General features: G+C 41.4%; 22 protein-coding genes. 4 read left to right on the top strand and 18 right to left on the bottom strand.

What is annotated here, in order from left to right:
• Positions 1 to 215: 215 nt before the first annotated feature.
• A complete protein-coding gene (locus tag ND16A_RS09145; protein ID WP_033077647.1) occupies positions 216 to 1,154 on the top strand; it encodes a LysR family transcriptional regulator in 939 nt (312 codons plus the stop codon).
• Positions 1,155 to 1,185: 31 nt separating this feature from the next.
• Here the strand turns inward: ND16A_RS09145 and ND16A_RS09150 are convergent, their stop codons facing one another.
• Positions 1,186 to 3,123: a RecQ family ATP-dependent DNA helicase gene (locus tag ND16A_RS09150; RefSeq protein ID WP_033077646.1), complete on the bottom strand. Its 1,938-nt coding sequence runs from the start codon at positions 3,121 to 3,123 to the stop codon at positions 1,186 to 1,188.
• Positions 3,124 to 3,517: 394 nt separating this feature from the next.
• Here ND16A_RS09150 and ND16A_RS09155 point away from each other — a divergent pair, with 394 nt between their 5' ends.
• The gene (locus tag ND16A_RS09155; protein ID WP_052073081.1) at positions 3,518 to 4,111 is read left to right on the top strand and encodes a HutD/Ves family protein; all 594 of its coding nucleotides are present in this window, start codon (positions 3,518 to 3,520) and stop codon (positions 4,109 to 4,111) included.
• A 285-nt stretch (positions 4,112 to 4,396) separates the two neighbouring features.
• Positions 4,397 to 4,873 carry an acyl-CoA thioesterase gene (locus ND16A_RS09160; protein WP_033077645.1) on the top strand — a complete coding sequence of 159 codons (477 nt, stop codon included), beginning with the start codon at positions 4,397 to 4,399 and terminating at the stop codon, positions 4,871 to 4,873.
• A 475-nt stretch (positions 4,874 to 5,348) separates the two neighbouring features.
• On the opposite strand, the gene ND16A_RS21710 is transcribed toward ND16A_RS09160, so the two are convergent.
• The 4 genes from ND16A_RS21710 to ND16A_RS09175 are packed head-to-tail and all read right to left on the bottom strand — an operon-like array spanning position 5,349 to position 7,979.
• Positions 5,349 to 5,645: a hypothetical protein gene (locus ND16A_RS21710; protein ID WP_033077644.1), complete on the bottom strand. Its 297-nt coding sequence runs from the start codon at positions 5,643 to 5,645 to the stop codon at positions 5,349 to 5,351.
• Positions 5,636 to 5,800: a CocE/NonD family hydrolase gene (locus ND16A_RS21705; protein ID WP_235282103.1), complete on the bottom strand. Its 165-nt coding sequence runs from the start codon at positions 5,798 to 5,800 to the stop codon at positions 5,636 to 5,638. The genes ND16A_RS21710 and ND16A_RS21705 overlap by 10 nt, the downstream gene beginning before the upstream one ends.
• Before the next feature lie 53 nt (positions 5,801 to 5,853).
• The gene (locus ND16A_RS09170) at positions 5,854 to 6,237 is read right to left on the bottom strand and encodes a VOC family protein (protein WP_033077643.1); all 384 of its coding nucleotides are present in this window, start codon (positions 6,235 to 6,237) and stop codon (positions 5,854 to 5,856) included.
• Between the two features lie 38 nt (positions 6,238 to 6,275).
• Positions 6,276 to 7,979, bottom strand: coding sequence for a SufS family cysteine desulfurase (locus ND16A_RS09175; RefSeq protein WP_033077642.1), 1,704 nt, complete (start codon positions 7,977 to 7,979; stop codon positions 6,276 to 6,278).
• 197 nt (positions 7,980 to 8,176) lie between these two features.
• Between ND16A_RS09175 and ND16A_RS21305 the strand changes: the two genes are divergently transcribed.
• Positions 8,177 to 8,365, top strand: coding sequence for a hypothetical protein (locus ND16A_RS21305; protein WP_033077641.1), 189 nt, complete (start codon positions 8,177 to 8,179; stop codon positions 8,363 to 8,365).
• A 38-nt stretch (positions 8,366 to 8,403) separates the two neighbouring features.
• Here the strand turns inward: ND16A_RS21305 and ND16A_RS09185 are convergent, their stop codons facing one another.
• The 13 genes from ND16A_RS09185 to ND16A_RS09240 all read right to left on the bottom strand — a co-directional run bounded on the left by ND16A_RS09185 (position 8,404) and on the right by ND16A_RS09240 (position 24,251).
• Positions 8,404 to 9,912 carry a hypothetical protein gene (locus tag ND16A_RS09185; RefSeq protein ID WP_033077640.1) on the bottom strand — a complete coding sequence of 503 codons (1,509 nt, stop codon included), beginning with the start codon at positions 9,910 to 9,912 and terminating at the stop codon, positions 8,404 to 8,406.
• A gap of 330 nt (positions 9,913 to 10,242) precedes the next feature.
• Positions 10,243 to 11,127 carry a lipoprotein NlpI gene (gene nlpI, locus ND16A_RS09190; RefSeq protein WP_033077639.1) on the bottom strand — a complete coding sequence of 295 codons (885 nt, stop codon included), beginning with the start codon at positions 11,125 to 11,127 and terminating at the stop codon, positions 10,243 to 10,245.
• A 142-nt stretch (positions 11,128 to 11,269) separates the two neighbouring features.
• Positions 11,270 to 13,390: a polyribonucleotide nucleotidyltransferase gene (gene pnp, locus ND16A_RS09195; protein ID WP_033077638.1), complete on the bottom strand. Its 2,121-nt coding sequence runs from the start codon at positions 13,388 to 13,390 to the stop codon at positions 11,270 to 11,272.
• A 248-nt stretch (positions 13,391 to 13,638) separates the two neighbouring features.
• Positions 13,639 to 14,007, bottom strand: coding sequence for a nitroreductase family protein (locus ND16A_RS19945; RefSeq protein ID WP_052073080.1), 369 nt, complete (start codon positions 14,005 to 14,007; stop codon positions 13,639 to 13,641).
• A 315-nt stretch (positions 14,008 to 14,322) separates the two neighbouring features.
• Complete coding sequence (rpsO, locus tag ND16A_RS09200) at positions 14,323 to 14,592, bottom strand: 30S ribosomal protein S15 (RefSeq protein ID WP_033077637.1); 270 nt, start codon at positions 14,590 to 14,592, stop codon at positions 14,323 to 14,325.
• Between the two features lie 289 nt (positions 14,593 to 14,881).
• Complete coding sequence (gene truB, locus ND16A_RS09205; protein ID WP_033077636.1) at positions 14,882 to 15,829, bottom strand: tRNA pseudouridine(55) synthase TruB; 948 nt, start codon at positions 15,827 to 15,829, stop codon at positions 14,882 to 14,884.
• Positions 15,830 to 15,833: 4 nt separating this feature from the next.
• Positions 15,834 to 16,238 (bottom strand): 30S ribosome-binding factor RbfA, encoded by a 405-nt coding sequence (gene rbfA / locus ND16A_RS09210; protein ID WP_033077635.1) that lies wholly within the window; start codon positions 16,236 to 16,238, stop codon positions 15,834 to 15,836.
• Positions 16,239 to 16,342: 104 nt separating this feature from the next.
• Positions 16,343 to 18,997: a translation initiation factor IF-2 gene (gene infB, locus ND16A_RS09215; protein WP_033077634.1), complete on the bottom strand. Its 2,655-nt coding sequence runs from the start codon at positions 18,995 to 18,997 to the stop codon at positions 16,343 to 16,345.
• A gap of 23 nt (positions 18,998 to 19,020) precedes the next feature.
• Entirely contained in the window at positions 19,021 to 20,517 is a 1,497-nt protein-coding gene (nusA, locus tag ND16A_RS09220) for a transcription termination factor NusA (protein WP_033077633.1), read from the bottom strand.
• A gap of 76 nt (positions 20,518 to 20,593) precedes the next feature.
• Complete coding sequence (gene rimP / locus ND16A_RS09225) at positions 20,594 to 21,049, bottom strand: ribosome maturation factor RimP (protein WP_033077632.1); 456 nt, start codon at positions 21,047 to 21,049, stop codon at positions 20,594 to 20,596.
• A gap of 362 nt (positions 21,050 to 21,411) precedes the next feature.
• A complete protein-coding gene (locus ND16A_RS09230; protein ID WP_152593860.1) occupies positions 21,412 to 21,672 on the bottom strand; it encodes a hypothetical protein in 261 nt (86 codons plus the stop codon).
• 131 nt (positions 21,673 to 21,803) lie between these two features.
• The gene (locus ND16A_RS09235) at positions 21,804 to 23,675 is read right to left on the bottom strand and encodes an Lnb N-terminal periplasmic domain-containing protein (RefSeq protein WP_033077630.1); all 1,872 of its coding nucleotides are present in this window, start codon (positions 23,673 to 23,675) and stop codon (positions 21,804 to 21,806) included.
• A gap of 87 nt (positions 23,676 to 23,762) precedes the next feature.
• The gene (locus ND16A_RS09240) at positions 23,763 to 24,251 is read right to left on the bottom strand and encodes a DUF3015 family protein (protein WP_033077629.1); all 489 of its coding nucleotides are present in this window, start codon (positions 24,249 to 24,251) and stop codon (positions 23,763 to 23,765) included.
• Between the last annotated feature and the right edge of the window lie 89 nt (positions 24,252 to 24,340).

The raw sequence follows: 24,340 nt of genomic DNA, 5'->3' as shown, positions 1-24,340 counted from the left end.
ATGTGGTACAACAGTCGTCGCCTACATTCTTATCTGGATTACCAAAGTCCAAATAACTTTGAAGCGATGATAAACAATTTAGATATGGTTGCTTAACTGGGGTGACTGAATTTGGTTGACCAGGTCACTGTGTTCTATTATTCATTCTAATGATATAGCCTAATGCACATATATTACCTAAGTGGATAATGCATATTGACTAGAGCATAATTCGAATGAATTCTTTAGAACAAAAACTGTCGCGGATAGATTTAAATTTATTGGTATCTTTAAGCGTATTACTGAAAGAGAGAAACGTAAGTAGGGCAGCAGATACGTTATTTTTATCACAGCCAGCAATGAGCAGAACCTTGCAACGATTACGTGACGTGTTTGATGACCCATTGTTTTATCGAACATCACAAGGTATTAGCCCAACCGCTAAAGCTGAGCAATTGGAAAAAATGTTACCTGATTTGTTGGAATCCTTAGCTCAGGTTTTAACAAGTAATGAATTTGATCCTAAAACTTGTGATGACCACTTTGCCGTCTCAATTCCATCTCTAATGGGACAATCTGTGGTTCTCTCTTTGTTCCAAGAGTTAGCAATAAAAGCACCTAAGATGAATCTATCGGAATACCCGGCAAAATCTAACCCGTTTGACTTATTAGAATCTGGGACGTTAGATTTTGCTATTCATCTGGCGAAAGATTTTCATCCTGCTTTCACTGCAACCCCTATTGGTAAAGTAAACCCGGTAATTTATGGGCGTAAGAATCATCCGTTATTTAAGGTTAAGCAACTTAAATTAAGCGACTGCATGAACTGCAGTTTTCTCGGCTTAATAGTTGAAAATGACAGTAATATGAAATTTAGCCACCCGGTAGATGCGTTATTAACTAGACACGGGGTGCAACCAAGATCGGTTTTTAGAAGCAGTCAAATTCAGATTTTAACCGATATATTAAAGTCTACCGACGCCTTATTGATTGGCATGAATGTTTTAATGAAAAGTAACGACTTTGCTGAGCAATTTTCTCCTTTATATGCCTTTGAATTAGATGATGAAGATGTTTTTGAGTTTGTCTTGCTTGAGCATAAACGAACTGAAAAAAGTCCAGCTCATCAATGGTTTAAAGAAAAGTTGTTATCGCACATAGGTAACTTCAGTTAATACCAACCGGCATTAACTGAAGAAGCTAAGTTTAATTGTAGTGTTGCATTACCCAGTTTTTAATGTCTTGAAAGCGATAATTTTCGAACATGGCAAAACCGGGAAGCTTTCTGACTCTAAGTTTGGTAAATATTGGTGTTGTTAATCCACATAAAAAACGGCTAACAAGTGTTGGCGATGCGTGTGCGCCGAGTTTTGTTATAATGTCTTGGGTATTTTGATTAAAGTTAAACTCTTCAAGGGCTGTTAACGCGGGCACCGGTGGTAATTGTGCAACCTGGCCGTAACAGATCGAACAATGGCCGCACGGTTGTTGCAGTTGAAAATCAGCAAAGTAGTTGGCCAGTTGCTGGCTCAAACAAGTATTGGCGGCAAAGAATGCTAATAAGTGCGCTATTCGCTGTATTTCACTCTGCTCTTTACTGGCAAACCGAGTAAACATATTTTCAGTTAACCCCGCTAAATCGATGAAATTCAGGTTTACCTGAAACACTTCAGTCATCTGCTTGGTTTGCAATTCAATCAAGTCCTTTTCGGCAAAGTAGTCAATGGCGGCAATTACCCTACTTCTGTCACTTGGATATTGCTGCTGTAAGCTGTCAAAGTTAATACTGTACCAAATCTTTGCTTTGTCCGATGAATCGAATAGCGCTTTAACAAAGCTTTGACGTTCACCTTCAAAGCGATGAATTAACTCAGTTTCTGTACACTTTAGTTTGAACTTGTATTCGGCAAAATAACTGTATGCCGGTTTTATCAAGCCCGCAAGTTCAAGGTAAACTAACAAGGTTTTAAGGCTGAGCAGGCGGATGTTAGACTGACCAGATAAGCTGTTCAACACCACTTCCCATTGACCTTTATTTTGTTTCGCTTGTTCGAGTATTTCATCAATGACAAAACTTATCGCACTCGCTTCCGGGGTGTCGCCATAAATGAAGTTTTCTAACACGTTTAAATTGTCATAATTGGCGAGTACCAGGCACTCTGAAGTTTGTCCATCACGCCCTGCTCTGCCAATTTCCTGCGCATAGTTTTCAATCGATTTGGGTAAATCGTAATGCACCACAAAACGAATATCACTTTTATCTATGCCCATACCAAAGGCAATGGTGGCAACAATGATATTAATATTGCCATTCATGAAATTAGATTGAATATTTTGCCGGGTATCACTGTCCATTCCCGCATGATAGGCGGTGGCAGATACACCTTTAGCGCTTAAGCTTCTTGCTACCTGTTCTGCCGTTTGTTGTAAGGTGACATAAACAATACCCGATAGAGCAGTTTTATCACTGAGCCACTGCGCCAGGTATCCATCTTTATCGGTTTGGCTAATGCCTTGCACGGTTAAATTCAGGTTTGGCCGATAAAAGCCGGTCAATACGATATTTTGCTGGTCGATATGAAATTTTCCGCCCATATCGGCTATGACTTTTTCTGTCGCCGTAGCGGTTAACAGTAACGTTTGCTCGATATTAAATTGCTGTTGGTATTTCGGCAGTTTTAAATAATCGGGCCTGAAATTATGACCCCATTCAGAAATACAATGGGCTTCATCAACCACTAATAATGATATCGGGATTTGGCTAAGGAATTGCCGAAATCTTTCATTGTTTAACCGCTCTACCGAGATCATCAGTATTTTTATTTGACCGGAGCGCACCCCAGCCATCACTTGTTGTGCTTGCTCTTTGCTTTGCATCGAATCAATACTTGCCGCTGCAATGCCCTTAGCATTGAGAAATTCAAGTTGATCTTGCATTAACGCCAGTAATGGTGAAATCACTAAGGTTAGGTTTGGCAACGCGATGGCCGGCAATTGGTAACACAGCGATTTGCCAGAGCCGGTGGGGAAAATAGCGGCGGCACTTTGGCCAGATAATATGGCTTCAACCACTTGTTGTTGGCCCTGACGGAAATGAGAAAAGCCAAAATGAGATTGCAGTAACTGTTGTGCGGAGATAGTCATCCTATACCTTTTATCTGTTGTCCTTAACATTACTACTATACCATTCCGTATAAGCATTTTCCCACTTAGCGAGAGTTTAACGGTTGATAGGCAAGGCATTGATAGCAGAGAATGGTTATTCCCTTGTCAAAATCAATAACGTAGCATATTAACCGTTAAAACTCGCCCTTCGGGAACTCATGAACAACATGATAACTTCATAAAATCTGTTCGCTGTAGAATAACTATAACTTTACAAATTTCATTTGTTCTAATGCCGTTCATGCAGTTCTAAGTGGGTAAATCATTATACGGATTGGTATCCGTAAAGTATAAAGACTGCGACTAAGCCAATATTTTTCGCTATAATTTTGCCATAAAACAGAAACCTGTACTACAACCTAGAGTATATAAATTGCTTGAAATAATACCCCCTGAAAAATTTACCACCTCCCTTTGGAAAAATGGCAAAGGCAAAACCATCGAATTGGCAATAAGTAAAAATGGCACAATAGACAGTTTTGATTGGCGTTTAAGCATAGCTACGGTGAGTGAAGATGGTGTATTTTCTAATTTTAGTGATCTTACCCGTAATTTAATTTTAATTGACGGTAACGGCATAGAATTAACGCACACCAATAGTTTGCTTAATAAAAATACTGAACACAGCTTACAACAGTTGCTGAGCTTTGCCACATTTGATGGTGGCGATACAACTTATGGTAAGTTAATCAACGGTACCATCACTGATTTTAATTTGATGCATAACCCTGACAAGCTTACTGCGAATGTTATCACCAGCAATTTAGCGCAAACCATAGCATTACAAGCTTGCGATATTTGTTTTATTTATCCGTTAATAAATAATGCTGAACTGACAACAACAGACAAAGCAGCTATCGTGGTTCCTGCCGGTCATTTATTGAAATTAACGGACTCTCAATCTGGGTCTTACGAGATCAGCGGTGAGCAGCTAATTGTCATCCATTTAACTGAAATTAGTGAATAATCATTGGCAGAACCGGCACAATACCAAGCTGGATAAGTATTAAGCACCCAAAGGGCGATGCTAAAAGGGTTTTAAGCTGCGTTAAACATTTCTTCAGTGGAATAACCACAGTGCAAAATGAAAGCCTTGCCTAAAACTCTTTTAGCTATCTCTGAGTGACTCAATCCTTATGCAGGTTGGTATATTAGATAGCATATTGATATTAAATAATACTGTTATAATATTAACTTATCAGTATGATAAACCTAGCTACCAACAATACCGTAACATAACTAAAGAGATAACATGATCAAGCCCCAAAGAGATGTAACCCTACGATTTTTAGCCGAACCGCAAGATGTAAACTTTGGTGGTAAAGTGCATGGGGGTGCGGTAATGAAATGGATCGATTTAGCCGCTTATGCCTGTTCAGCCGGCTGGAGTAGTTGTTACTGTGTTACCGCTTACGCGGGTGGCATTCAATTTGTTTCCCCGATACATGTCGGCAACTTGGTAGAAGTTGATGCAAAAGTGATTTATACCGGTAATTCATCAATGCATATTGCTTTGGAAGTAAATGCCTGTGATCCTAAATCGTTACATCGTCGCTTAACCACTCATTGTATTGTGATCATGGTTGCCGTCGATGAGTCTGGCCATCCAATTACCATTCCACAATGGGAACCGCTGACCGAAGCAGATAAAAAACAGCATGAAACGGCGATCAGATTAATGGAAATGCGCAAACAAATCAAAAGTGAGATGCAAATTTATACCCAATAAATTTTCGTTAACGCCGTTGTTTGAGCAACGGCGCTAGCTTTGTTCGCTCAATAATTATTTACTTTCAGTGCTAAACCGAGCAATAAAGTCGTTACAGTCTCCCTGATAAGTATTGTCGACTAAGTCGTGTATTTTCCAGCCTTGCTCAGCTTTCACCAATTGAAAACTATTTACCCCGCAATGGCTTAGCTCATGGTCGAGATAAAAAGCGGATAAGATCCGATTGCTTTACCTCTCCTGAAGACTGTATTCGTTGCTTTGACAAAATCCTGCTCGGTTGCATGGAAAATATTATCGACATATTTTTGTGGATTAATATCAATAAATGGAAACATGCTACTTTGAATTTAAATTTGCAATTTGTGACCCCGTTTAATGGTATGTAAGACATCGTAGAGTTCAAATATGCGGTCACGAAAACGGCCACGCAGAACGCCCCAGCGCACCAGTTCGTGGCGATTGCCTTTGTCGCTGTCTACTTTGTCTGTATTGACATTTTTACCTGGAAATACATCAACCAGGTTGAAAACCAAAGATCTAAGTCAATGGCGCCGGCAATGGTAAGGTCATCGCTCATCACTTCGGTTTCAAACACTAAGACATCGGGTCTACGGGCACTGAAACGCTGATCTTCGATCATATAAGGTTTGTCCCAACCTTTGCTGATCTTGGCGGAATGTGGCACCGGCTTATTTGGGGCACTGATAAAATCACTAAACTCGCCAGTTTTTTCTGGCTGAGCAGACAAGGTTTCATCCGCGGCTAAAAACAAGGTGTTCTCGGTAGATTTTTTCGGTGGCCATTGCGATGAAAGTCATCAAAAAACCAGTCAGCAATTGGGGCTTGCGGTGAAATCGCTTTTAGCGCCTTATGACTATTAATGCCAGCCACAGAGGTATAATACCCCGGGTAAGAGGTGCCCCACATGCCGACTTAGCCATTATTGTGCTTTACATTTTTCACTAACCAATCGATTCACATTAATCATCGAGCGGTAACTCAGCCATAATGCCAACCAAATTTTGATCGGGGTCTCTTAAAAAACCCATCCAAAGTTGATGATCTGGCATTGTTGCCACAAACTGAGGCTCTCTTTCAAAGACCACGCCCTTTGCTGTTAACTGTGTGGTTGTCGCTGAAATGTCATCGACTTTGTAGTAAATCACTGAGGTTCGGTGGTCTTGTTCATCCCCTTGCAACGTGGTTAGCATTAACCTGGTGCCACCACAGTCGAAAAAAGCCAAACCTGGCGGCGCCTCAAATAACAGGGTTAACCCTAACGTATCTTGATAAAAGGCCAGTGCTGCCTTTATATCGGTTACCGCAATCGCTATTTGACCAATAGAATTTATGCCTACTTTCATTGTTAAACCTTTATTCCCGTGTTCAGGTTATTTATAATTTACTGATAGTTATAGGCTATTTGTTTAATTCGTTCAACAATGGCTTTTACCCCATTGCCCCTCGACGGACTAAGGTGCTGCATTAAGCCTAAATGGCTAAAGTACTCTTCAATATCAAAGCCGATGATTTGCTGGCCAGTTTTCTGCTGATAAACACTCAAAATGATCACCATCAAGCCACGGATCACTTTCGCATCACTGTCTGCTTGAAACGTTAATTGTTTAGTGTGGCGATTAAATTTCACCTGCAACCAGGCCTTACTCTCACAGCCACTGATCAAGTCATTATCATTACGTATTGATTTGTCTAACCTTACCAGTTGTTTTGATAACAGCATGATTTCACGATGCTTTAAATCCCATGATCGGGCTTTGCTAAATAGCGCTAAAACCTCATCGGCGGTAATAAACTCAGCGCTTGTGCCAATGACTTGCTCTACCTCGGTTTGCTCTCCATCGGTGAGTTGTTCATTTGTGTGTTCGGCCTCAGCAGAGCAAAACAAATGCAGTTGCTCAACAACATAGTCCACCTCCGCAAAGGTGTTATAAGCGGCTAATGATACTCGCACAGAGCCGTCGAGTTCTAACGATTCCATTAGTGGCATGGCACAGTGATGGCCGCTTCTTACAGCAATGCCTTTGCTGTCTAAAAAACTGGCCGCATCTTGATGGTGAAAGCCTTGTAATGTGAACGAAAATACCGGGATATCCGGGCAACCGTTTGCCAGAAACTTTAACGGTTTAATCTCACTCAGCTTAGTAAAAGCATATTCAATGAGTTGCTGTTCATAGCTTGCCATTTGACCATGGTGAATATTTTCAAAAAAATGCAAACAAGCACCAAAGCCAACAACGGCAACGATATTGGGGGTTCCGGCTTCAAATTTATGGGGTAATACATTATAGCTGGTACCGCTAAAACTGACCTTTTTGATCATTTCACCACCAAACTGATAAGGCGGCATTTTTTCCAATAACGCTTGCTTGCCGTACAGAACACCTAATCCGGTTGGGCCAAACATTTTATGGGCAGAGAACACATAAAAATCGCAATCCAATGCTTGCACATCCACCGCTAAATGGGCGATTGCCTGCGCGCCATCGATTAACGTTATCGCGCCTTGTTGCTTGGCTAACTTAATGAGCTCTTCAACGGGGTTAATTTTACCTAACACATTGGAAATGTGATTAATTGCCAGAAACTTACATTTTTTGCTGATCAAGCTTTTCGCTGCGGTTAAATCAATTCTTCCCTGTGGATTTAACGGCAAAACCACAAGTTTTGCGCCAGTAACTGCAGCAACGTGTTGCCAAGGTACAATATTGGCGTGATGCTCGCCTAGTGAAACCACAATTTCGTCACCTTGGTTAAGGTAATTCATACCATAACTATGCGCCACAAGATTAATGGCTTCGGTGGTTCCTTTGCTCCAAATGATTTCTTTTATCGATTTTGCGTTAATAAACGCTTTGCTTTGTTCTCTTGCCTGCTCGTAAGCCATCGTCGCTTTCGCACTTAAAAAATGTGATGCACGATGTACATTCGCATTACTGTGCTGATAAAAGTTTGCCGAACTTGTAATCACTGCCTGCGGTTTTTGTGTGGTGGCAGCATTATCAAAATATATTAGCTTATGATTATCATTAACCGTTTGTAATATCGGGAATTTCTGTCGGAAAGCAGAGACTGAAAATTTTCTCATTTAAATATTTTTATCACAATATAAAGTGTTAGTAGTAAGGATTATAACCTAGAAAAAAACAAACAAGGCAGCTAAACTGCAGTTTTTGTTACATTTTAATTTCGCGAAACTGTCAATCTAGACTATACCTAGTATACGTGCCGGCATAAAACCATCGTGATTGGAATTACTATAACTAAAAAATAATGAGGGATAAAATGAGCTTATTTTCATGGTTTAGTCGTAATGAGGAATTGGATCAAACAACTTTAACTTTAACCAACAAACAGCAACCTAAAAGTTTCACATTAAACGCAAAATCAATGTGGCCAGTTGCCAGGGTAAGATGCACACCATCAACGTTGGTGGATGCGAATAAAGATAAAGAAACGGACTTAATCAACTAGAACGCTTTTAAAGGAAGCGAATAACAATTCAGCTTTAGTTAAAATTCACCTAGAATGATTAATTGTTGTCGCTCAAAATTTGTTTCGCGTGCCGCGGACTTAACCAGCCAATAGTTTGCCAATTTGCTGTCGCCTTTTTGCTTGTATTTTTTGCCAATATTATAATGATAAGATGGCATCTTTAAAGGGTTATGCTGCACCGCTGCTAAGCCTTTATATAAAGTCGGTAAAGGCTCTTCAAAATACTGCAACTGCGTAACTGCTGCAGTGGCTTTAAAAGCATGCAGTGCATCTTTTTCCCCTCTCATTTCAACATACGAATCGCAAGTATTGCTGTGAAACAGACCAACCTCATTAGCAAACTCTGCCCCTGTTCCTAGGGAGTAACCTGAATTTATTTTGTGGGTGACTGGTGTTGTGCTTTTAATGCTTTCTCGCCAAGGCAATATTGGCAACACGGCAGCACGTGCTTGTTGATCAGATACGTAGATTCGCTTAGCTAAGTTGACAATGTTATGAGCTAGCATGCCCTGTTGCTGACAAACACTGTTGTATGGGTTTAATGGGTATTCGTCAATAAAACCCAGGAGATGCAATAATTCATGAGCTAGCACTTCACTGCTATCTTGGTTATCAATAAACACAAAACCATGATCAACATTGGCAACTCCTTTCGGGCCTAAAATACCAACATATTGCACGTTTTTCGCTATCGTTTGTGTGGCTATATTCTCAATATCACAGGCGATTCGTTGCTGTTCGAGATGATCGCAATTGATTAATTGTGGCGTTATGTACTTAGGGGTTAATAAGCAAAACTGAGTATTAAAAAAACTGTCGTCGTTAATTTGTGCAATAAGCTGCTCGAGATAGGTTAAATCCGCGATATTACTGGCAAAAAACTGCAAAGGATAACGGCAAGACAAGCTGTTGGCTGTAGCTACCAGGCCATTGTTTGGTAAATCAAATGACTGCGCAATGTTTGAATTGTCAACCGAGGTAAGTATTTGAAATTTTTCTATCTGTGCCACTAACCGCTGTGCTCGTTGGCTTGGTAATTGTGCTAACCTTGCTTTAGTTGCAGCGACCAGCGCAATGTCGCCGTGCTCTATGGCGAGAGTCATGCTAGCGATAACACTTTCTTCTACATTTTCAATCTGTAGAGAATTTAAGCTGGCCAAAATATTTTTTGCTTGTTGATAATCCCCTTGTATTGCAACGTCGGTGGCCTTTTTCAGCAGGGCTTTGAGCGAACCCTGTTTTAGCGCATGTTGATACCAGTATTGTTGATCACGGTTTTGGTTATTATTTTGGTAATATTGACTCAACTGCCAGGCAATATCTTGATCAGCGCGAGCAAGCTGTTGTGCTAACAACAACCATTGTTTACTGCCCTGCTCACTGTGTTCAAAAGCAATGAATTGTGCTTGCCTGATGTTTTGTGTCAACGCGAATTGAAATTGTCCTGAACTATAACCTTGGTCAGCGATAACCTGATGAAGATAGGCGGTAAGAGAAAATGAACTTGTCGTTAAGCACAAGCTCATTATCAACAGTAGGTTAACCCGAAATCGCACCAGCATATCTATATACCCGTCGCCATTCAAAGTGTAGGATTTCAGTGGGAATTAAAAGTGATTTAGGCAAGGTATTAAATTTAGAGAATGGTTTATCCATTGTTAAATTTCCTAACGCTGCATAAATCACTTTTAAACCCATCGAAGAAGCGTTTGAGCAATCCCACTTCTTCGTTGTACCTATTTGTAAGGGAATAACCATTATTGCATAGCTGCGCCTTGAATTGGAATCGCTCAAGCGCTCTGAAACCTCCATCTTGAATGGTGACGGGTATAGGCTTGCCGAAACTAGCAATGAAATTAATGGGCAGTTGGCGCAATATTGGCATCAATAAGTTCGAGTTCCAATTTTGCATATCGGTGTTCAATAAACTCATAAACGTTTGTGCTTAGGGCCAGCTTAAAGTAATCGGATGAAGTATTGTAATTATTATTCAAGAGGTTGTATTTTCCCAAATAAAAATAGGCCTCACATAATCTGTCGATCAATTCTTTATGGTCTTTAACTCCATGGGTTAACCCGGAAACAAATTCATGCTCGCCAATATCACCAATAAACAAACGTAAAATATTATTGGCCCAACTCTGGTGATCTAAACTATCCAGGTTTTCTCTGAGGTTGTTTTTCGCCACAACCGGGTCTATTTCATTTTCAATTAGGTACAACCAGGCAATACGGTAGGGATCATTTTCTTGTTGCAGTTGAAACATTTGCATATCCGCTAAGGCAAGTTCTGCCCGGCCACCATAATACAGGGCAATACCTCGATTTAAGTAAGCATATTCATGTTGTTGATCAAGCTCTATGGCAGAATCAAAAGCCTCATAGGCTTGTAAAAATTCTTGCCTTTGAGTGTGATGAATACCAATAAAATTATAGGCATCGACTAAATCGGGTTGTAAGCGAATCGCTCGCTGAAAGTCATAACTTGCCAGGCCTCGTAAGCCTACACTGTCATAGATGACACCGCGGTCATAAAATAATTTGGCTTTTTGCTGTGGCGATACCTCCACACGATTAAGTATTTCAGTTAACCGGGCAATCGCGATTTCACTTTGCTGGTTTATTTGTAATGGCTCAGCAATCACAACTTGTGCAGCACTGTCGGTGGATGAATTGGTAATAGCACAGCCAGGTAAAACACTAACCAATAATAGCGGCAGAAAAGTAAATTTAAATTTCAAATGAAATCCTTTATCATCAGTATGATATTTAAAAAATGAGCTGATATTTAATCAACTTGGTATTTATTACAGTATATACAAAAAGAGAGCCTTTCGGCTCTCTTTTTATTGCTTAACTTGTAAAAGTTAATTACCGCATCAATTATTCTGCAGCTGGTGTTTCTTCAGCAGATGCAGCTGGTTTTTCAGCTGCTTCTTTCATGCTCAAGCGAACACGGCCTTGACGGTCGACTTCTAGTACTTTAACCGTAACTTCCTGACCTTCAGTTAAGAAGTCAGAAACGTTGTTCACACGCTCTTCAGCAATTTGTGAAATGTGTACTAAACCATCTTTACCCGGTAATACGTTAACAAACGCACCAAAATCAACGATACGTACAACTTTACCTGTATAAATGGTACCCACTTCGATTTCAGCCGTTAATGCTTTAATGCGATTGATCGCATCTTCAGCTTGGGCGCCATCAGTGGCAGCAATTTTAACAGTACCATCATCTTCGATTTCAATCGTAGTGCCCGTTTCTTCAGTAAGTTGACGAATCGTTGCGCCACCTTTACCAATAACGTCACGGATTTTATCCGTGTTGATTTTAAGCGTATGAATGCGAGGTGCAAACTGTGAGATATCTTCACGTGCAGAATTCAACGCATCATCCATAACACTTAGGATATGAATACGAGCGCCTTTGGCTTGGTTAAGAGCCTGTTGCATGATGTCTTTGGTGATACCTTCAATTTTGATATCCATTTGCAATGCAGTGATACCGCCGTTAGTACCGGCAACTTTAAAGTCCATATCACCCAAGTGATCTTCATCACCTAAGATATCAGAAAGAACAACGTGGCTGTCACCTTCTTTAACCAGACCCATAGCAATACCGGCAACAGAATCTTTAATTGGTACACCAGCATCCATAAGAGCAAGTGAAGTACCACATACAGAAGCCATTGATGATGAACCGTTAGACTCAGTAATCTCAGAAACCACACGTACTGAGTACGGGAATTCTTCAACCGTTGGCATAACCGCTAACATGCCGCGTTTAGCAAGACGACCGTGACCAATTTCACGACGTTTTGGTGAACCAACAAAACCAGTTTCGCCGACACAGTATGGAGGGAAATTGTAATGTAACATGAAGGTGTCAGTTTTCTCACCTAAGATAGTTTCAATACGTTGAGCGTCACGTTGCGTACCTAAAGTAGCGGTAACTAATGCTTGTGTTTCACCACGAGTAAACACAGCTGAGCCGTGAGTACGAGGAAGAACACCAGTCATCACATCTAGAGCACGGATCATTTCAGGATCGCGACCATCGATACGTGGAGCACCTGAAGTGATACGTTCACGAACGACTTTTTTCTCTAAATCGTGGAACAAATCTTTCGCTTCCTGAACGTTAAGTTCAGCATCAGCGGCTAGTAATTGTTCAATAACAGAGTTTCTGATTGCTGCTACGTTTTCGTAACGAGCGGCTTTTTCAGTAATTTGGTAAGCTTCATTTACTTGTGCAGATGCAAGTTCAGCAATTTTCGCGGTTAACTCTTCGTTTTTCGCTGGTGCTTCCCAGCCCCATGAAGGCGTGTTAACTTCGGCAGCAAACTCTTTAATGGCATTGATGGCAAGTTGCGATTGCTCATGACCGTAAACTACGGCACCCAACATTACTTCTTCAGAAAGTACGTCAGCTTCTGACTCAACCATTAATACCGCAGCGTCAGTACCAGCTACAACTAAGTCTAACTTACTTTCAGCAAGCTCAGATTGTAGAGGATTTAAAATGTATGCATCGTTTAAGTAACCTACGCGGGCAGCACCAACTGGACCACTAAATGGCATACCAGAGATGGCTAAAGCAGCAGAAGTACCTAACAATGAGATGATGTCTGGGGCAATTTCAGGGTTTGCCGATACAACCGTGATGATAACCTGAACTTCGTTAGTGAAGGCATCAGGGAATAATGGACGAATTGGACGGTCAATTAGGCGTGCAGTTAATGTTTCTTCTTCTGAAGGGCGACCTTCACGCTTGAAGAAACCACCAGGAATTTTACCTGCTGCATAAGTTTTTTCTTGGTAGTTCACTGTGAGTGGGAAAAAGTCCTGGCCTTCTTTGGCTTCTTTTTTACCGACTACTGAGACTAATACGCATGTATCATCCATGCTTGCCATTACGGCTGCTGTTGCTTGACGAGCGATAACACCTGTTTCTAGGGTTACTGTATGCTGTCCGTACTCAAATGTTTTAGTAATTGGAGTCACTGTTTTTTCCTTTTTTGATAGGGCCCGTGCCCTATTTTCATTTCATATATAATTTCGCGATTAATTATACCCAAATCATGGGTTAATGCTACTAATTATCCGATTTAATTGGTCAAATTTAAGCGCTATTTCATTCAATAAGTATTGATCCATTTTAACTACGAATTAATTTTAATGTTTTCCCCTAAATCGAATTTTGATTATCAAAAATATTATTGATAATCAAAGGAGTATTACTTCTGTAAGGGTTATTCTTTATGCCATTTATCAAAGTGCAAAACCGAACTCAGTTCGCTTCTTGTTAGCCAGCCTTTTTGCTCTAATTCAGGCTGGGATTCAAAATGGCTTACATGGCCCAAACACAAATAGGCAACGATGTGAATATCGGTGGGAATATCCAGCGCTTGTTTAAGCACAGAGTCTTCAATAATACTTACCCAGCCAAGTCCTAAATTTTCGGCCCGTGCTGCTAACCATATGTTTTGGATGGCACACACCGTACTGTATAAATCCATTTCAGGTTTAATCGTTCTGCCTAACACCACCGGCCCATTGCGGCTTCGAACACAGGTAATACAGATCCCGACGGGTGCTTCGAGAATCCCTTCTAACTTCATCGGCAATTGCCTGGTCAGTAAAATTAGAACGCACGTCTCGGCGATTGAAAATGGTCTTATAAACAGCATCTCTTTCTTCAGCAGTTATGATCATGATTGAAGTTTAATTGCTCACTAGTGGTTTAATGATTAGGCGGGCTAAAATTTTTAGGAATAAGGCTACTAGCTTCGGGCTTCGGGCTTCGGGCAGAATCGTTTTCCAAACCACATAGTAGTTATTACACGGACTGCTCGTAACTCGTAGCCTTATCTTTTAGCCCGTAGCCCAATAAAAAAGGAGCCATTAGGCTCCTTTTTTATCGAATAGATCCAGTCTTAGCGACGTAAACCTAATTTACCGATTAAAGACGTGTAACGAGTAACGTTTCTGCCTTTTAGGTAATCAAGTAATTTACGACGTTGAGAAACCATGCGTAATAAACCACGACGTGAGTGATGATCATGGATGTGCTCTTTGAAATGACCTTGTAAGTGGTTGATTTGTGTAGTTAACAAAGCAACTTGAACTTCTGGAGAACCAGTGTCACCTTCAGATTGAGCGTATTCTGCAACGATTGCAGCTTTTTCAGTAGCTGATAAAGACATAATATATACCTTAGTGTTTATGTTTAAATTCCCGCCTAGCCAAACACTAATTCAGCTGAGCGATAAAGAGCGCGTATTCTAACAGTAAAAACACGCTTTGCAAGTGTTTTTCTCAGGTACAGGCACGTTTCACTTCGAGGTACGAGGTACAGGCAAAATCAGCACGCGACATGTGAGCGCAAAAAACAACTATATTAGGCTATTTAAATGTACTATTCGCCTACGCATGCTGCTTGTACCTTGTACCTTGTACCTTGTACCTTGTACCTTGTACCTTGTACCTAGGATTTTAATCCGTAGAACTATGATCCACCACAATCCGTTTCGGCGCCACCATGCCATCATCATTGATAATCGCAACACCAATAAACTCTTCGCTAGCGCCCATGGTAACTTGTACCAGGCCTTCGGTCGGCGCGCCGGCAACATTTACCGGGTTACCGCGTCTTAAGAAATTGGCAGAAACTTCATCTACGTTTACCGTGTCAAGTTCGTAACAGGCGGTATTCATCGGTAATAATAATGGGTCAAGTAAAGTCGATGGATTAACTTCTTGCTCTTTCGCTTGCTCTAGCAACAACTCAAGTTGTGCCATGGTCACCATTTTATCAACCGGATAATTGCCAACGGTAGTTCTGCGCAACATACTCACATGGGCACCACAACCTAGTAACTCACCTAAATCGTCTACGATAGTGCGGATGTAAGTGCCTTTGGAGACATGAATTTCCATATCTACTTCGTCACCTTCAAAGCGCAATAAATCTAAACGAAATACCGTGATATCCCGTGCTTCACGTTCAATGGTAATACCTTCACGCGCATATTTATATAAAGGCTGGCCTTTATGTTTTAATGCGGAATACATCGATGGTACTTGTTTTGAATCACCCCGAAATGTTTCCAAAGCCGGTAGCAATTCCTTTTCAGTAACCGTTACCGGTTTTTCAGCAACAATCTCACCATCGGCATCGCTGGTGGTAGTGCGAATACCAAGCTTGGCAGTAACGATATAGGTTTTGTCGGTGTCTAATAAAAACTGAGAAAACTTGGTACCTTCTCCCAAACAAATTGGCAACATGCCTGTTGCTAATGGATCGAGTGCGCCGGTATGCCCTGCTTTATTGGCAAAATAAATCCGCTTTACTGCTTGTAGAGCATGGTTCGATGACATTTCATAAGGTTTATCAAGTAATAAAACGCCGTCAATTTGACGGCCTTTTCTGCGTTTGGCCATTTACTTAATCTTCCTGCGATTCTTCATCAGCATTGGTATCTTTCGCTTTACGTTCGTCTTCACGAATAACCGAATCAACCAATGAGGTCATTCGTACACCTTCAACCAGTGATTTATCATAAACGAACCTTAAGTTTGGCATGATACGAGCACGTAATGATTTTGCCAATAATGAGCGAATAAAACCCGCTGCATCGTTTAACACCGCTAATGACTCTTTTACCTTGGCCGGTTCGTCGTTAAAAAACGTGACAAATACTTTGGCATAGGCTAAATCACGGGTTACTTCTACCGCAGAAACGGTAAGCATTCCTAAACGAGGATCTTTGATCTCCCGTTGTAATATCACCGCAATTTCTCTTTGTATTTCTTGTCCTACTCGATCAGTTCGAGCGAATTCTCTAGCCATAAATGACTCCTAACTCTGGCCCACCGACAGCTTTGTCGACAGGCAAAAATGGGAGCAATGCTCCCATTTTTAATTTTATAATAAGTGGTTAATTACCAAATACGTTACAACGTACGTTGAATTTCAACCGTTTCGAATACTTCGATTTGGTCACCAACTCTAACATCATTATAGTTCTTAACACCGATACCACACTCGGTACCGTTTCGAACTTCTTGTACGTCATCTTTAAAGCGACGTAATGATTCTAATTCACCTTCGTAAATTACCACGTTTTCACGTAATACACGGATTGGCGCGCTACGCTTGATGGTACCTTCGGTAACCATACAACCAGCGATTTGACCAATTTTTGGTGATTTAAACACGTCACGAACTTGCGCAAGACCGATGATTTCTTGTTTGAATTCAGGGGCAAGCATACCGCTCATCGCCGATTTCACTTCATCAATTAGTGCATAGATAACGCTATAATAACGTAAGTCTAAGTTTTCAGATTCAATCACTTTACGCGCTGAAGCATCGGCACGAACGTTGAAACCGACGACGATTGCATTGGATGCTGCGGCAAGAGAGGCATCAGTTTCTGTGATACCACCAACACCAGAGCCAACAATTTTAACTTTCACTTCGTCAGTGGAAAGCTTAATTAATGAATCAGAAATGGCTTCCAATGAACCTTGTACGTCAGATTTTAGTACCACGTTAACTTCAGATACATCACCTTCTGCCATGTTAGCAAACATGTTTTCAAGCTTGGCTTTTTGTTGACGGGCAAGTTTCACATCGCGGAATTTACCTTGACGGAATAAAGCAACTTCACGCGCTTTTTTCTCATCTTTAACAACGGTAGCTTCATCACCCGATTGTGGTACACCAGAAAGACCTAAAATTTCTACAGGAATTGACGGACCGGCTTCGGTGATGGTTTGACCTAGTTCATCACGCATCGCCCGAACACGGCCATATTCTAAACCACAAAGTACAATATCACCTTGCTTTAACGTACCTTCCTGAACAAGAACGGTAGCAACAGGGCCACGACCTTTATCAAGTTTCGACTCAACCACTACACCACTTGCCATTTTATCAACAATAGCGGTTAGCTCTAGAACTTCCGATTGTAATAATATCGCGTCAAGCAATTCGTCAATGTTGGTACCTTCTTTTGCTGAAACGTGAACGAACTGTACATCACCGCCCCAATCTTCTGGAATGATGTCATGCTGAGCTAATTCGTTTTTAACTCTGTCAGGATCCGCACCTTCTTTATCCATCTTATTCACAGCAATAATAATTGGTGCGTCAGAAGCTTTTGCATGCTGAATTGCTTCAACCGTTTGTGGCATTACACCATCGTCTGCAGCAACAACAATAATTACGATATCGGTAGCTTTGGCACCACGTGAACGCATAGCAGTAAATGCCGCGTGACCTGGAGTATCTAAGAAAGTGATCATACCGTGACCCGTTTCTACGTGGTAAGCACCAATGTGCTGAGTAATACCACCGGCCTCGCCCGCTGCAACTTTCGCTTTACGGATGTAATCAAGTAATGAAGTTTTACCGTGATCTACGTGACCCATGATAGTAACAACAGGCGCACGAGTGATAGCATCACCGGCATCGCCTCTATCTTCAAGTACCGCATCTTCTAAGGCATTTTCATTCACTAGCACCACGTTATGGCCCATTTCTTCAACAACTAGCGATGCTGTCTCTTGGTCAATTACCTGGTTAATGGTTGCCATAGCGCCCATTTTGAACATCACTTTAACAACTTCAGCGCCTTTAACTGCCATTTTATCGGCCAATTCGGCAACCGAAATGGTTTCGCCAATTTTGATCTCACGCTCAACCGCTTTCGCCGGTTTTTGGAAACCATGTTGTAATGACGTCGGGGCATTTAATGACGCTTTGCCTCTGCCTCTGCCACCACGTTGATTACGAGAATCTTTTTGACCACCTTTTTTCTTCTTGCGACGACGGCCACCAGATTCATCTTGTCGGTCAACTTTATCTTCCGCTTCTTGCGCATACACTGAAGAAGTGACATGCACAACTTCTTGTTCTTTCTTCTTACGCTCTGCTTCTTGCTCTTTCCAACGGGCTTCGTTTTCTTCCGCCAGCTTTTTCGCCGCGTCTGCTGATTTACGCGCTTCTTCTTCCGCTTTCGATGCTGCTTCGGCTTCTTGCGCTAAACGAATTTTCTTTTCTTCTTCGTTTTCAACTTTCGCAGCTGGTGCATCTTTTGCTTTCGCTTCAGCAGCTGCTTTGGCACGTTCTTTCGCCTCTGCATCGGCTTTCGCTTTGGCTTCTGCTTTCGCTTTGTTCTCAGCATCGAGCTTAGCTTTTGCTACCGCTGCAGCTTCTGCTGCCGCTATCGCTTCTATTTTTGCTTGCTCAGCCGCTTCCGCCGCTGCTTTGGCTTCTGCTTCTGCTTGCGCTTTTAATTCTATATCGCTGGCTTTAACGTAAGTACGCTTTTTGCGAACTTCCACTTGCACTTGCTTGGCTTTGCTACCAGAACCAATAGAAAGTGTTGATTTTGTTTTACGGTTTAACGTCATACGCGTTGGTTGCGCTTCTGAGTTATCACCGTGTTGCTTCTTCAGGTGCTCAAGCAAAGTTTCTTTTTCTTGCTCGGTAACACTGTCATTGGCGGCTTTTTTAATACCGGCATCGGCTAATTGGCTTACTAAACGGGCTTCGTCTGCGCCAATTTCGCTAGCAAGTTGTTTTATTGTTACATCTGTCATTAAATTCTATCTCCTTGCCAGGTCTATTCTTCGTTGAACCAGCATATGTTACGTGCAGCCATGATTAATTCACCGGCTTTTTCTTCGCTAAGCTCTTCAATGTCAGAAATTTCATCAACACCTTGCTCGGCTAGATCTTCAAGAGTAATTACACCGCGGCTGGCTAAGACAAACGCTAAGTGTTTTTCCATGCCTTCAAGATTTAATAAATCTTGTGCTGGCTCTGCATCTTCAAGGGATTCTTCCGATGCTAATGCTGCGGTAGTAAGTGCCGCTTTCGCACGTTCACGCAACTCTTCAACAATATCTTCATCCAAGCCATCAATTTCCAATAACTCGGCCACGGGTACGTAGGCTATCTCTTCTAAAGAGGTGAAGCCTTCTTCCACCAACATGGTGGCAAAATCTTCATCCAGGTCTAACTTGTCAGTGAACAAAGACAGAACTTTATCGTTTTCGGCTTCGTGTTTGGCTTTCATGTCTTCAACCGTCATCACGTTTAATTCCCAACCAGTTAACTGGCTCGCTAAACGAATGTTTTGACCGCTTTTGCCAATGGCCATCGCCAGGTTACCCTCTTCAACGGCGATATCCATGGTATTGTTGTCTTCATCAACGATGATTGACGTAACTTCCGCTGGTGCCATGGCGTTAATGACGTATTGTGCCGAATTGTCATCGTAAAGTACGATATCAACACGCTCACCACCTAACTCACCAGATACCGCTTGTACCCGTGAACCGCGCATACCTACACAGGCACCCACCGGGTCGATGCGTTTGTCATTAGATTTAACCGAAATCTTTGCTCGGCTGCCAGGATCACGGGCCGCCCCCTTAATTTCCAACATTTCTTCGCCAATTTCTGGCACTTCAACACGAAATAATTCAATCAGCATCTCAGGTTTGGCACGAGAGACAAATAATTGTGCGCCACGCGCTTCTGGTTTAATTTCAAACAATAAACCACGAACCCGATCGCCTGGACGGAACACTTCACGTGGTAGCATTTCATCACGGAAAATAACGGCTTCAGCATTGTTACCTAAATCAAGAATGACGCTTTCACGACTGGCCTTTTTCACCACACCAGTGATAATTTCACCTTCCTGGTCAGCGTATTCATTAACCACTTTCGCCCGTTCTGCTTCACGAATCTTTTGCACAATGACTTGTTTAGCGGTTTGTGTGGTAATACGGTCAAACTTTACTGATTCGATTTGATCTTCAACAAAACCACCAAGTTCTAATTCTGCATTGTCAAATTGAGCCGCGGCTAACCCCATTTGCGCGTATGGATTTTCCATTGGCTCATCGGAATCTTCTACCACTTCCCAACGACGGAAGGTATCAAATTCACCGGTTTCACGGTCAATTTCAACGCGAACTAAAATTTCGCCTTCGTATTTTTTCTTGGTTGCTGTTTCTAAAGCGGTTTCCATTGCTTCAAAAATGCTCTCGCGTGATAGTGCTTTCTCGTTGGATACGGCATCTACAACTAGCAATATTTCCTTACTCATCTGAATCTTGCCTCACTTATATTCTTATACAACTAATTCTTTAACTATTCATTTAGCTCCAAGCTAAATGTAAACCTTAAAATTTTGCGATTAGATTCGCTTTGTCGATGTTTGAGATCGGCAAATCAAAATCTTCACCGTCAACGACAACAACCAGATTGTCACCTTCAACGGCTTCTAATAATCCTTTAAACTTACGGCGGCCATTTAATGGCATGCCCAGTTTTACTTCGACCGTTTCCCCCACCACTTTTTCAAAGTGTGGTTTGGTAAATAACGGTCGGTCGACACCCGGAGATGACACCTCGAGGTTGTATTCTGTACTAATTGGGTCTTCAACGTCTAAAACTGCACTCACCTGGCGTGACACCTCGGCACAATTATCAACGTCGATACCGTTTTCATGATCGATATACAAACGTAATACTGAGTGATTACCCGCACTAATATATTCAATGCCTAATAATTCCACACCGGTCATTTCAACCGCAGGGCGCAACATCTCAGATAATTTTTGTTCAAAATTGCTCAATCATTTTCTCCAAAAACAAAAAATGGGCATAAAGCCCAGTAAAAACACCAGTACGCAACTGGCATTAAGATCTACAAGCATATCGTAACGAGCGCAGATAAAATAAAGCTCCAGATACGAAAAAGCCCCATTCACGCGGGGCTTATTTTCACAACCCTTTGTGTTCAAGTAAAAGATAGTTTAAGTTTACCTAAAAACATAACAAAATCTGATACAGGCACGTGAAACTTAGGGGCATTTACCTTAGAGTTGTAGGTAAATCACCATTCCACGTCAAAGCTGAGCAAAGTATATAGCTACTCGGGATAAATCGCAATATAAAGGTTTGCAATTAACGAAAATATTGCATTAAAAATAGTGCATTAGTTGTGATTTTGGTACTTTTGCATAAATTGCAACATGAGTTGTTGATTGTCGACATCGGAAAATGTCGCAATATGACCACCATCATAACTGAGCAAAACTTTCGCTTGTTTGGCTTTCGCCAGTAATTGCTGTGAGGGAGTAAAGTATATGGTGTCTTGCTTGCCATCAATGATCAGTATCGTAGTTGCGCTGATAATGGCTATGACATCAATTAAATCAAAATCATCGGCCATCGACTTGGCAATTGGGTATTGCAAGGCCCTGGTTAACCAGCTTTGGCTGGCAACGTACTTAGAGATGTCTGTACCTATACAATTTCACCATAAAAACTGATTATTAATAAGCAGTTAGTTAAACGGTGGTACATATTTTCATAATTAAAACAAAACTAAAAATCCCAAAAATAATTAAACTTTAACCCTATCGTCGTCGCTTCAGCTTGTTGTATTTGTAGCCGGATTTCCCAATCTTTAGCAATGTTGTAATTTAATTCCGCATTCAGTTGCAAGTCATAAGCAGAGTTTAGGTTGACTCTGGATAGTTGCCTTATTTCAATTTTGGCTTTCAATTTCACACTAAATCCGGTGATTAGTCCAAGTTTTGCAGTTAACACCACATCATCTTTAACCCCAGCATATACCTTCCCGCCGAGCATGGCGTAAACAATGGAATTGGTAAATGCATAGGACTTACCCAATTCGCCTTCACCAAAGTAAATTCCACAATCAATACAATCATTTCTTAGCTGCTCATACCCTGCGCGTACCGACCAGGCGAAGTTGTCTTCTCTGCTCCAGTCAATCGATTCGCTAAACAGTGAATCGATGTCGATCAAGTCGACTTTGAGTATCTTGATATCCGTGCTATTGGCAATTATTTCAACATCAAGCATTTCTAAATTGGCGAACTTGCTGCGAGCAATACTGTTTGATAAATCATCAAAATAGGTCATTCTAAAGCCTGTGCTTACATAGTCCTGGTCATTATGATGTAAACCACCAAAAGAAAACTTAGACGGTGGCATGCCTAAGTGCGGAGGTGCTTTTTCGGTGGTAACGTTTTGCTTTAATGCTTTACCCGGCGGTTGTGCTAACCGCTCACGCACCAGTTTGCGGGAATTGGTTGCTAAAGCTGATTGCTCAGGGTGTTTTTGTTTGAGCACATCTTGATATTGAAATAAAGCCTCAACAATTTGAGACTGGCTGTCACTGTCCAAGTTAAGGTAAGCCTGATTTTGCTTAAACTGGTAATCCGACTGAATTAACTTCAGGGCAATGTCTTGCTGAACTTGAGAAAGTTGTTGGTAATGAAAGGCTAGAAGAGATTCTCTGGAGGGGATATACGTAATCGCATCTAATAACTCGCCATTTAGGGATTTACCATTGGCAATGCCTTTAGCGACGGAACTAGGAAATACCCATAAACTGTCATCTGAGATGATGGGCGCTGGCAAGATTAATTCAAGCAATTTGGCAATATGAAAGGCGCAGTTTTCGTCGATAAAATAATAGTCAAAACGTGCTGGTAATAGCTCCCAAATATGGGCAACAAGCAGTTCCATATCTGCGGCTGACAAGTTGAGTTTGTAGTCCCACATATCACGCAGCTCAACGTCACCATAATTGTGATGATGACGGTAAAATTGTTTATCCGAGTAAGCGGCATCATAACCACCAAAGATCCCTCGCAATATATACACTATTGGATTTTCAGCATCCGGAACAATGGCACCATAATTTAAGCTGTAGTTAAGTAAATCACTTTTATTGCCATTTCGATTTAACTTCAGAAAAAGGTGACCGTACATCGATGCAGGGTTACTCATATAACCAGAAGCAAAAATAACGCTAATGGAATGGATGCCAGCGTCCGTGCGCCAGTTGTTGTAGTCTGGGCAGTCAATTTTAGTAAATGATGGCGCAGCCATTACATTGAGATGTTGCTGTAAAAACATAAGGCGTGCTGGAAATTTACATTGTGCGTGGTTATTGGCCTCCGCCACCATTGGCATATTAATGGCGTCTAAAGTGGCTATCAGCTCCTCTAAAGGGTCTGCATGCTTTTTGCCGCTTAGAAAAAAATCATCACTTACCACATAGCTTTCATTGTCGTCATGCCCCGTTGTTAGACGTTTATAATGGAGCAGTTTTAACCACTGTTCATGGCCGGAAAGCAGTTCTAGATCAGTGATGTTATCTTGAGCGAAGGCGGAAAGGGAACAGGACAAAAGCGTCCATACTAAGATTAAACGTGCCTTCATTGGTCGACTCTACCCAGGGTATAAGTATAAAATGATAAAATAAAAATGGACCTGATCAGGTCCATTTTCTTTGAATCGGTGAATTAATTATACGCTAGCGCAAGCACCGGAAAATTTTGACTCTACGACTTGTTCTAGATTGTTATAGAATTCTTCTGCAGTATCACTTGATTGGTCTTGCTGTTGTTGACGAACAGCTTTTACGATTCCCTGGTGACTTGTCACTGCACAACCACGTAATTCAAGCATCGCCGTAACGTACTCACCTTCACCTGTAGCAATTTCTTGCTCTAATTTTGGCATGGTTGCTTTGATAAACATGGCCGTTTTAGCCTTGTTACTGCCACAAGAGTTTTGCGATGAAACATTCGATGAAACCGCTGTTGTTCCCAGATCCCAAATAACGTTTGATATTGCGGCTGCAGTACCGTTTTCAGTAAAAATCATGGCACCAATTCCACAGTCGGTCCATGGATTTAAGTTTTCTTTTTGTTCAGCTGATACTGCGGCAGTAGATGTTAAAGCGGAGGCGGCTAATGAACTAACCATTAACGCTGATAAAAGTGTCTTTTTCATAAATATTCCCTGAATATGTTTTTTTTATTAATGTGCAATTTTTATTGCTGGTTAAATATATCGTCACAAAATAGAAATTACTACAAATT

Source organism: Thalassotalea sp. ND16A (genome assembly GCF_000764205.1).
Classification (GTDB): Bacteria; Pseudomonadota; Gammaproteobacteria; order Enterobacterales; family Alteromonadaceae; genus Thalassotalea_A.
This window is presented reverse-complemented; position numbering and strand designations above follow the sequence as displayed.

Excerpts from the sequence above, each read along its gene's own strand:
- ND16A_RS09145 (WP_033077647.1), top strand. The coding sequence starts at position 216 with ATGAATTCTTTAGAACAAAAACTGTCGCGGATAGATTTAAATTTATTG.
- ND16A_RS09150 (WP_033077646.1), bottom strand. The coding sequence starts at position 3,123 with ATGACTATCTCCGCACAACAGTTACTGCAATCTCATTTTGGCTTTTCT.
- ND16A_RS09160 (WP_033077645.1), top strand. The coding sequence starts at position 4,397 with ATGATCAAGCCCCAAAGAGATGTAACCCTACGATTTTTAGCCGAACCG.
- ND16A_RS21705 (WP_235282103.1), bottom strand. The coding sequence starts at position 5,800 with ATGTGGGGCACCTCTTACCCGGGGTATTATACCTCTGTGGCTGGCATT.
- ND16A_RS09170 (WP_033077643.1), bottom strand. The coding sequence starts at position 6,237 with ATGAAAGTAGGCATAAATTCTATTGGTCAAATAGCGATTGCGGTAACC.
- ND16A_RS09175 (WP_033077642.1), bottom strand. The coding sequence starts at position 7,979 with ATGAGAAAATTTTCAGTCTCTGCTTTCCGACAGAAATTCCCGATATTA.
- ND16A_RS21305 (WP_033077641.1), top strand. The coding sequence starts at position 8,177 with ATGAGCTTATTTTCATGGTTTAGTCGTAATGAGGAATTGGATCAAACA.
- ND16A_RS09185 (WP_033077640.1), bottom strand. The coding sequence starts at position 9,912 with ATGAGCTTGTGCTTAACGACAAGTTCATTTTCTCTTACCGCCTATCTT.
- ND16A_RS19945 (WP_052073080.1), bottom strand. The coding sequence starts at position 14,007 with ATGAAGTTAGAAGGGATTCTCGAAGCACCCGTCGGGATCTGTATTACC.
- rpsO (WP_033077637.1), bottom strand. The coding sequence starts at position 14,592 with ATGTCTTTATCAGCTACTGAAAAAGCTGCAATCGTTGCAGAATACGCT.
- truB (WP_033077636.1), bottom strand. The coding sequence starts at position 15,829 with ATGGCCAAACGCAGAAAAGGCCGTCAAATTGACGGCGTTTTATTACTT.
- rbfA (WP_033077635.1), bottom strand. The coding sequence starts at position 16,238 with ATGGCTAGAGAATTCGCTCGAACTGATCGAGTAGGACAAGAAATACAA.
- infB (WP_033077634.1), bottom strand. The coding sequence starts at position 18,997 with ATGACAGATGTAACAATAAAACAACTTGCTAGCGAAATTGGCGCAGAC.
- nusA (WP_033077633.1), bottom strand. The coding sequence starts at position 20,517 with ATGAGTAAGGAAATATTGCTAGTTGTAGATGCCGTATCCAACGAGAAA.
- ND16A_RS09235 (WP_033077630.1), bottom strand. The coding sequence starts at position 23,675 with ATGAAGGCACGTTTAATCTTAGTATGGACGCTTTTGTCCTGTTCCCTT.
- ND16A_RS09240 (WP_033077629.1), bottom strand. The coding sequence starts at position 24,251 with ATGAAAAAGACACTTTTATCAGCGTTAATGGTTAGTTCATTAGCCGCC.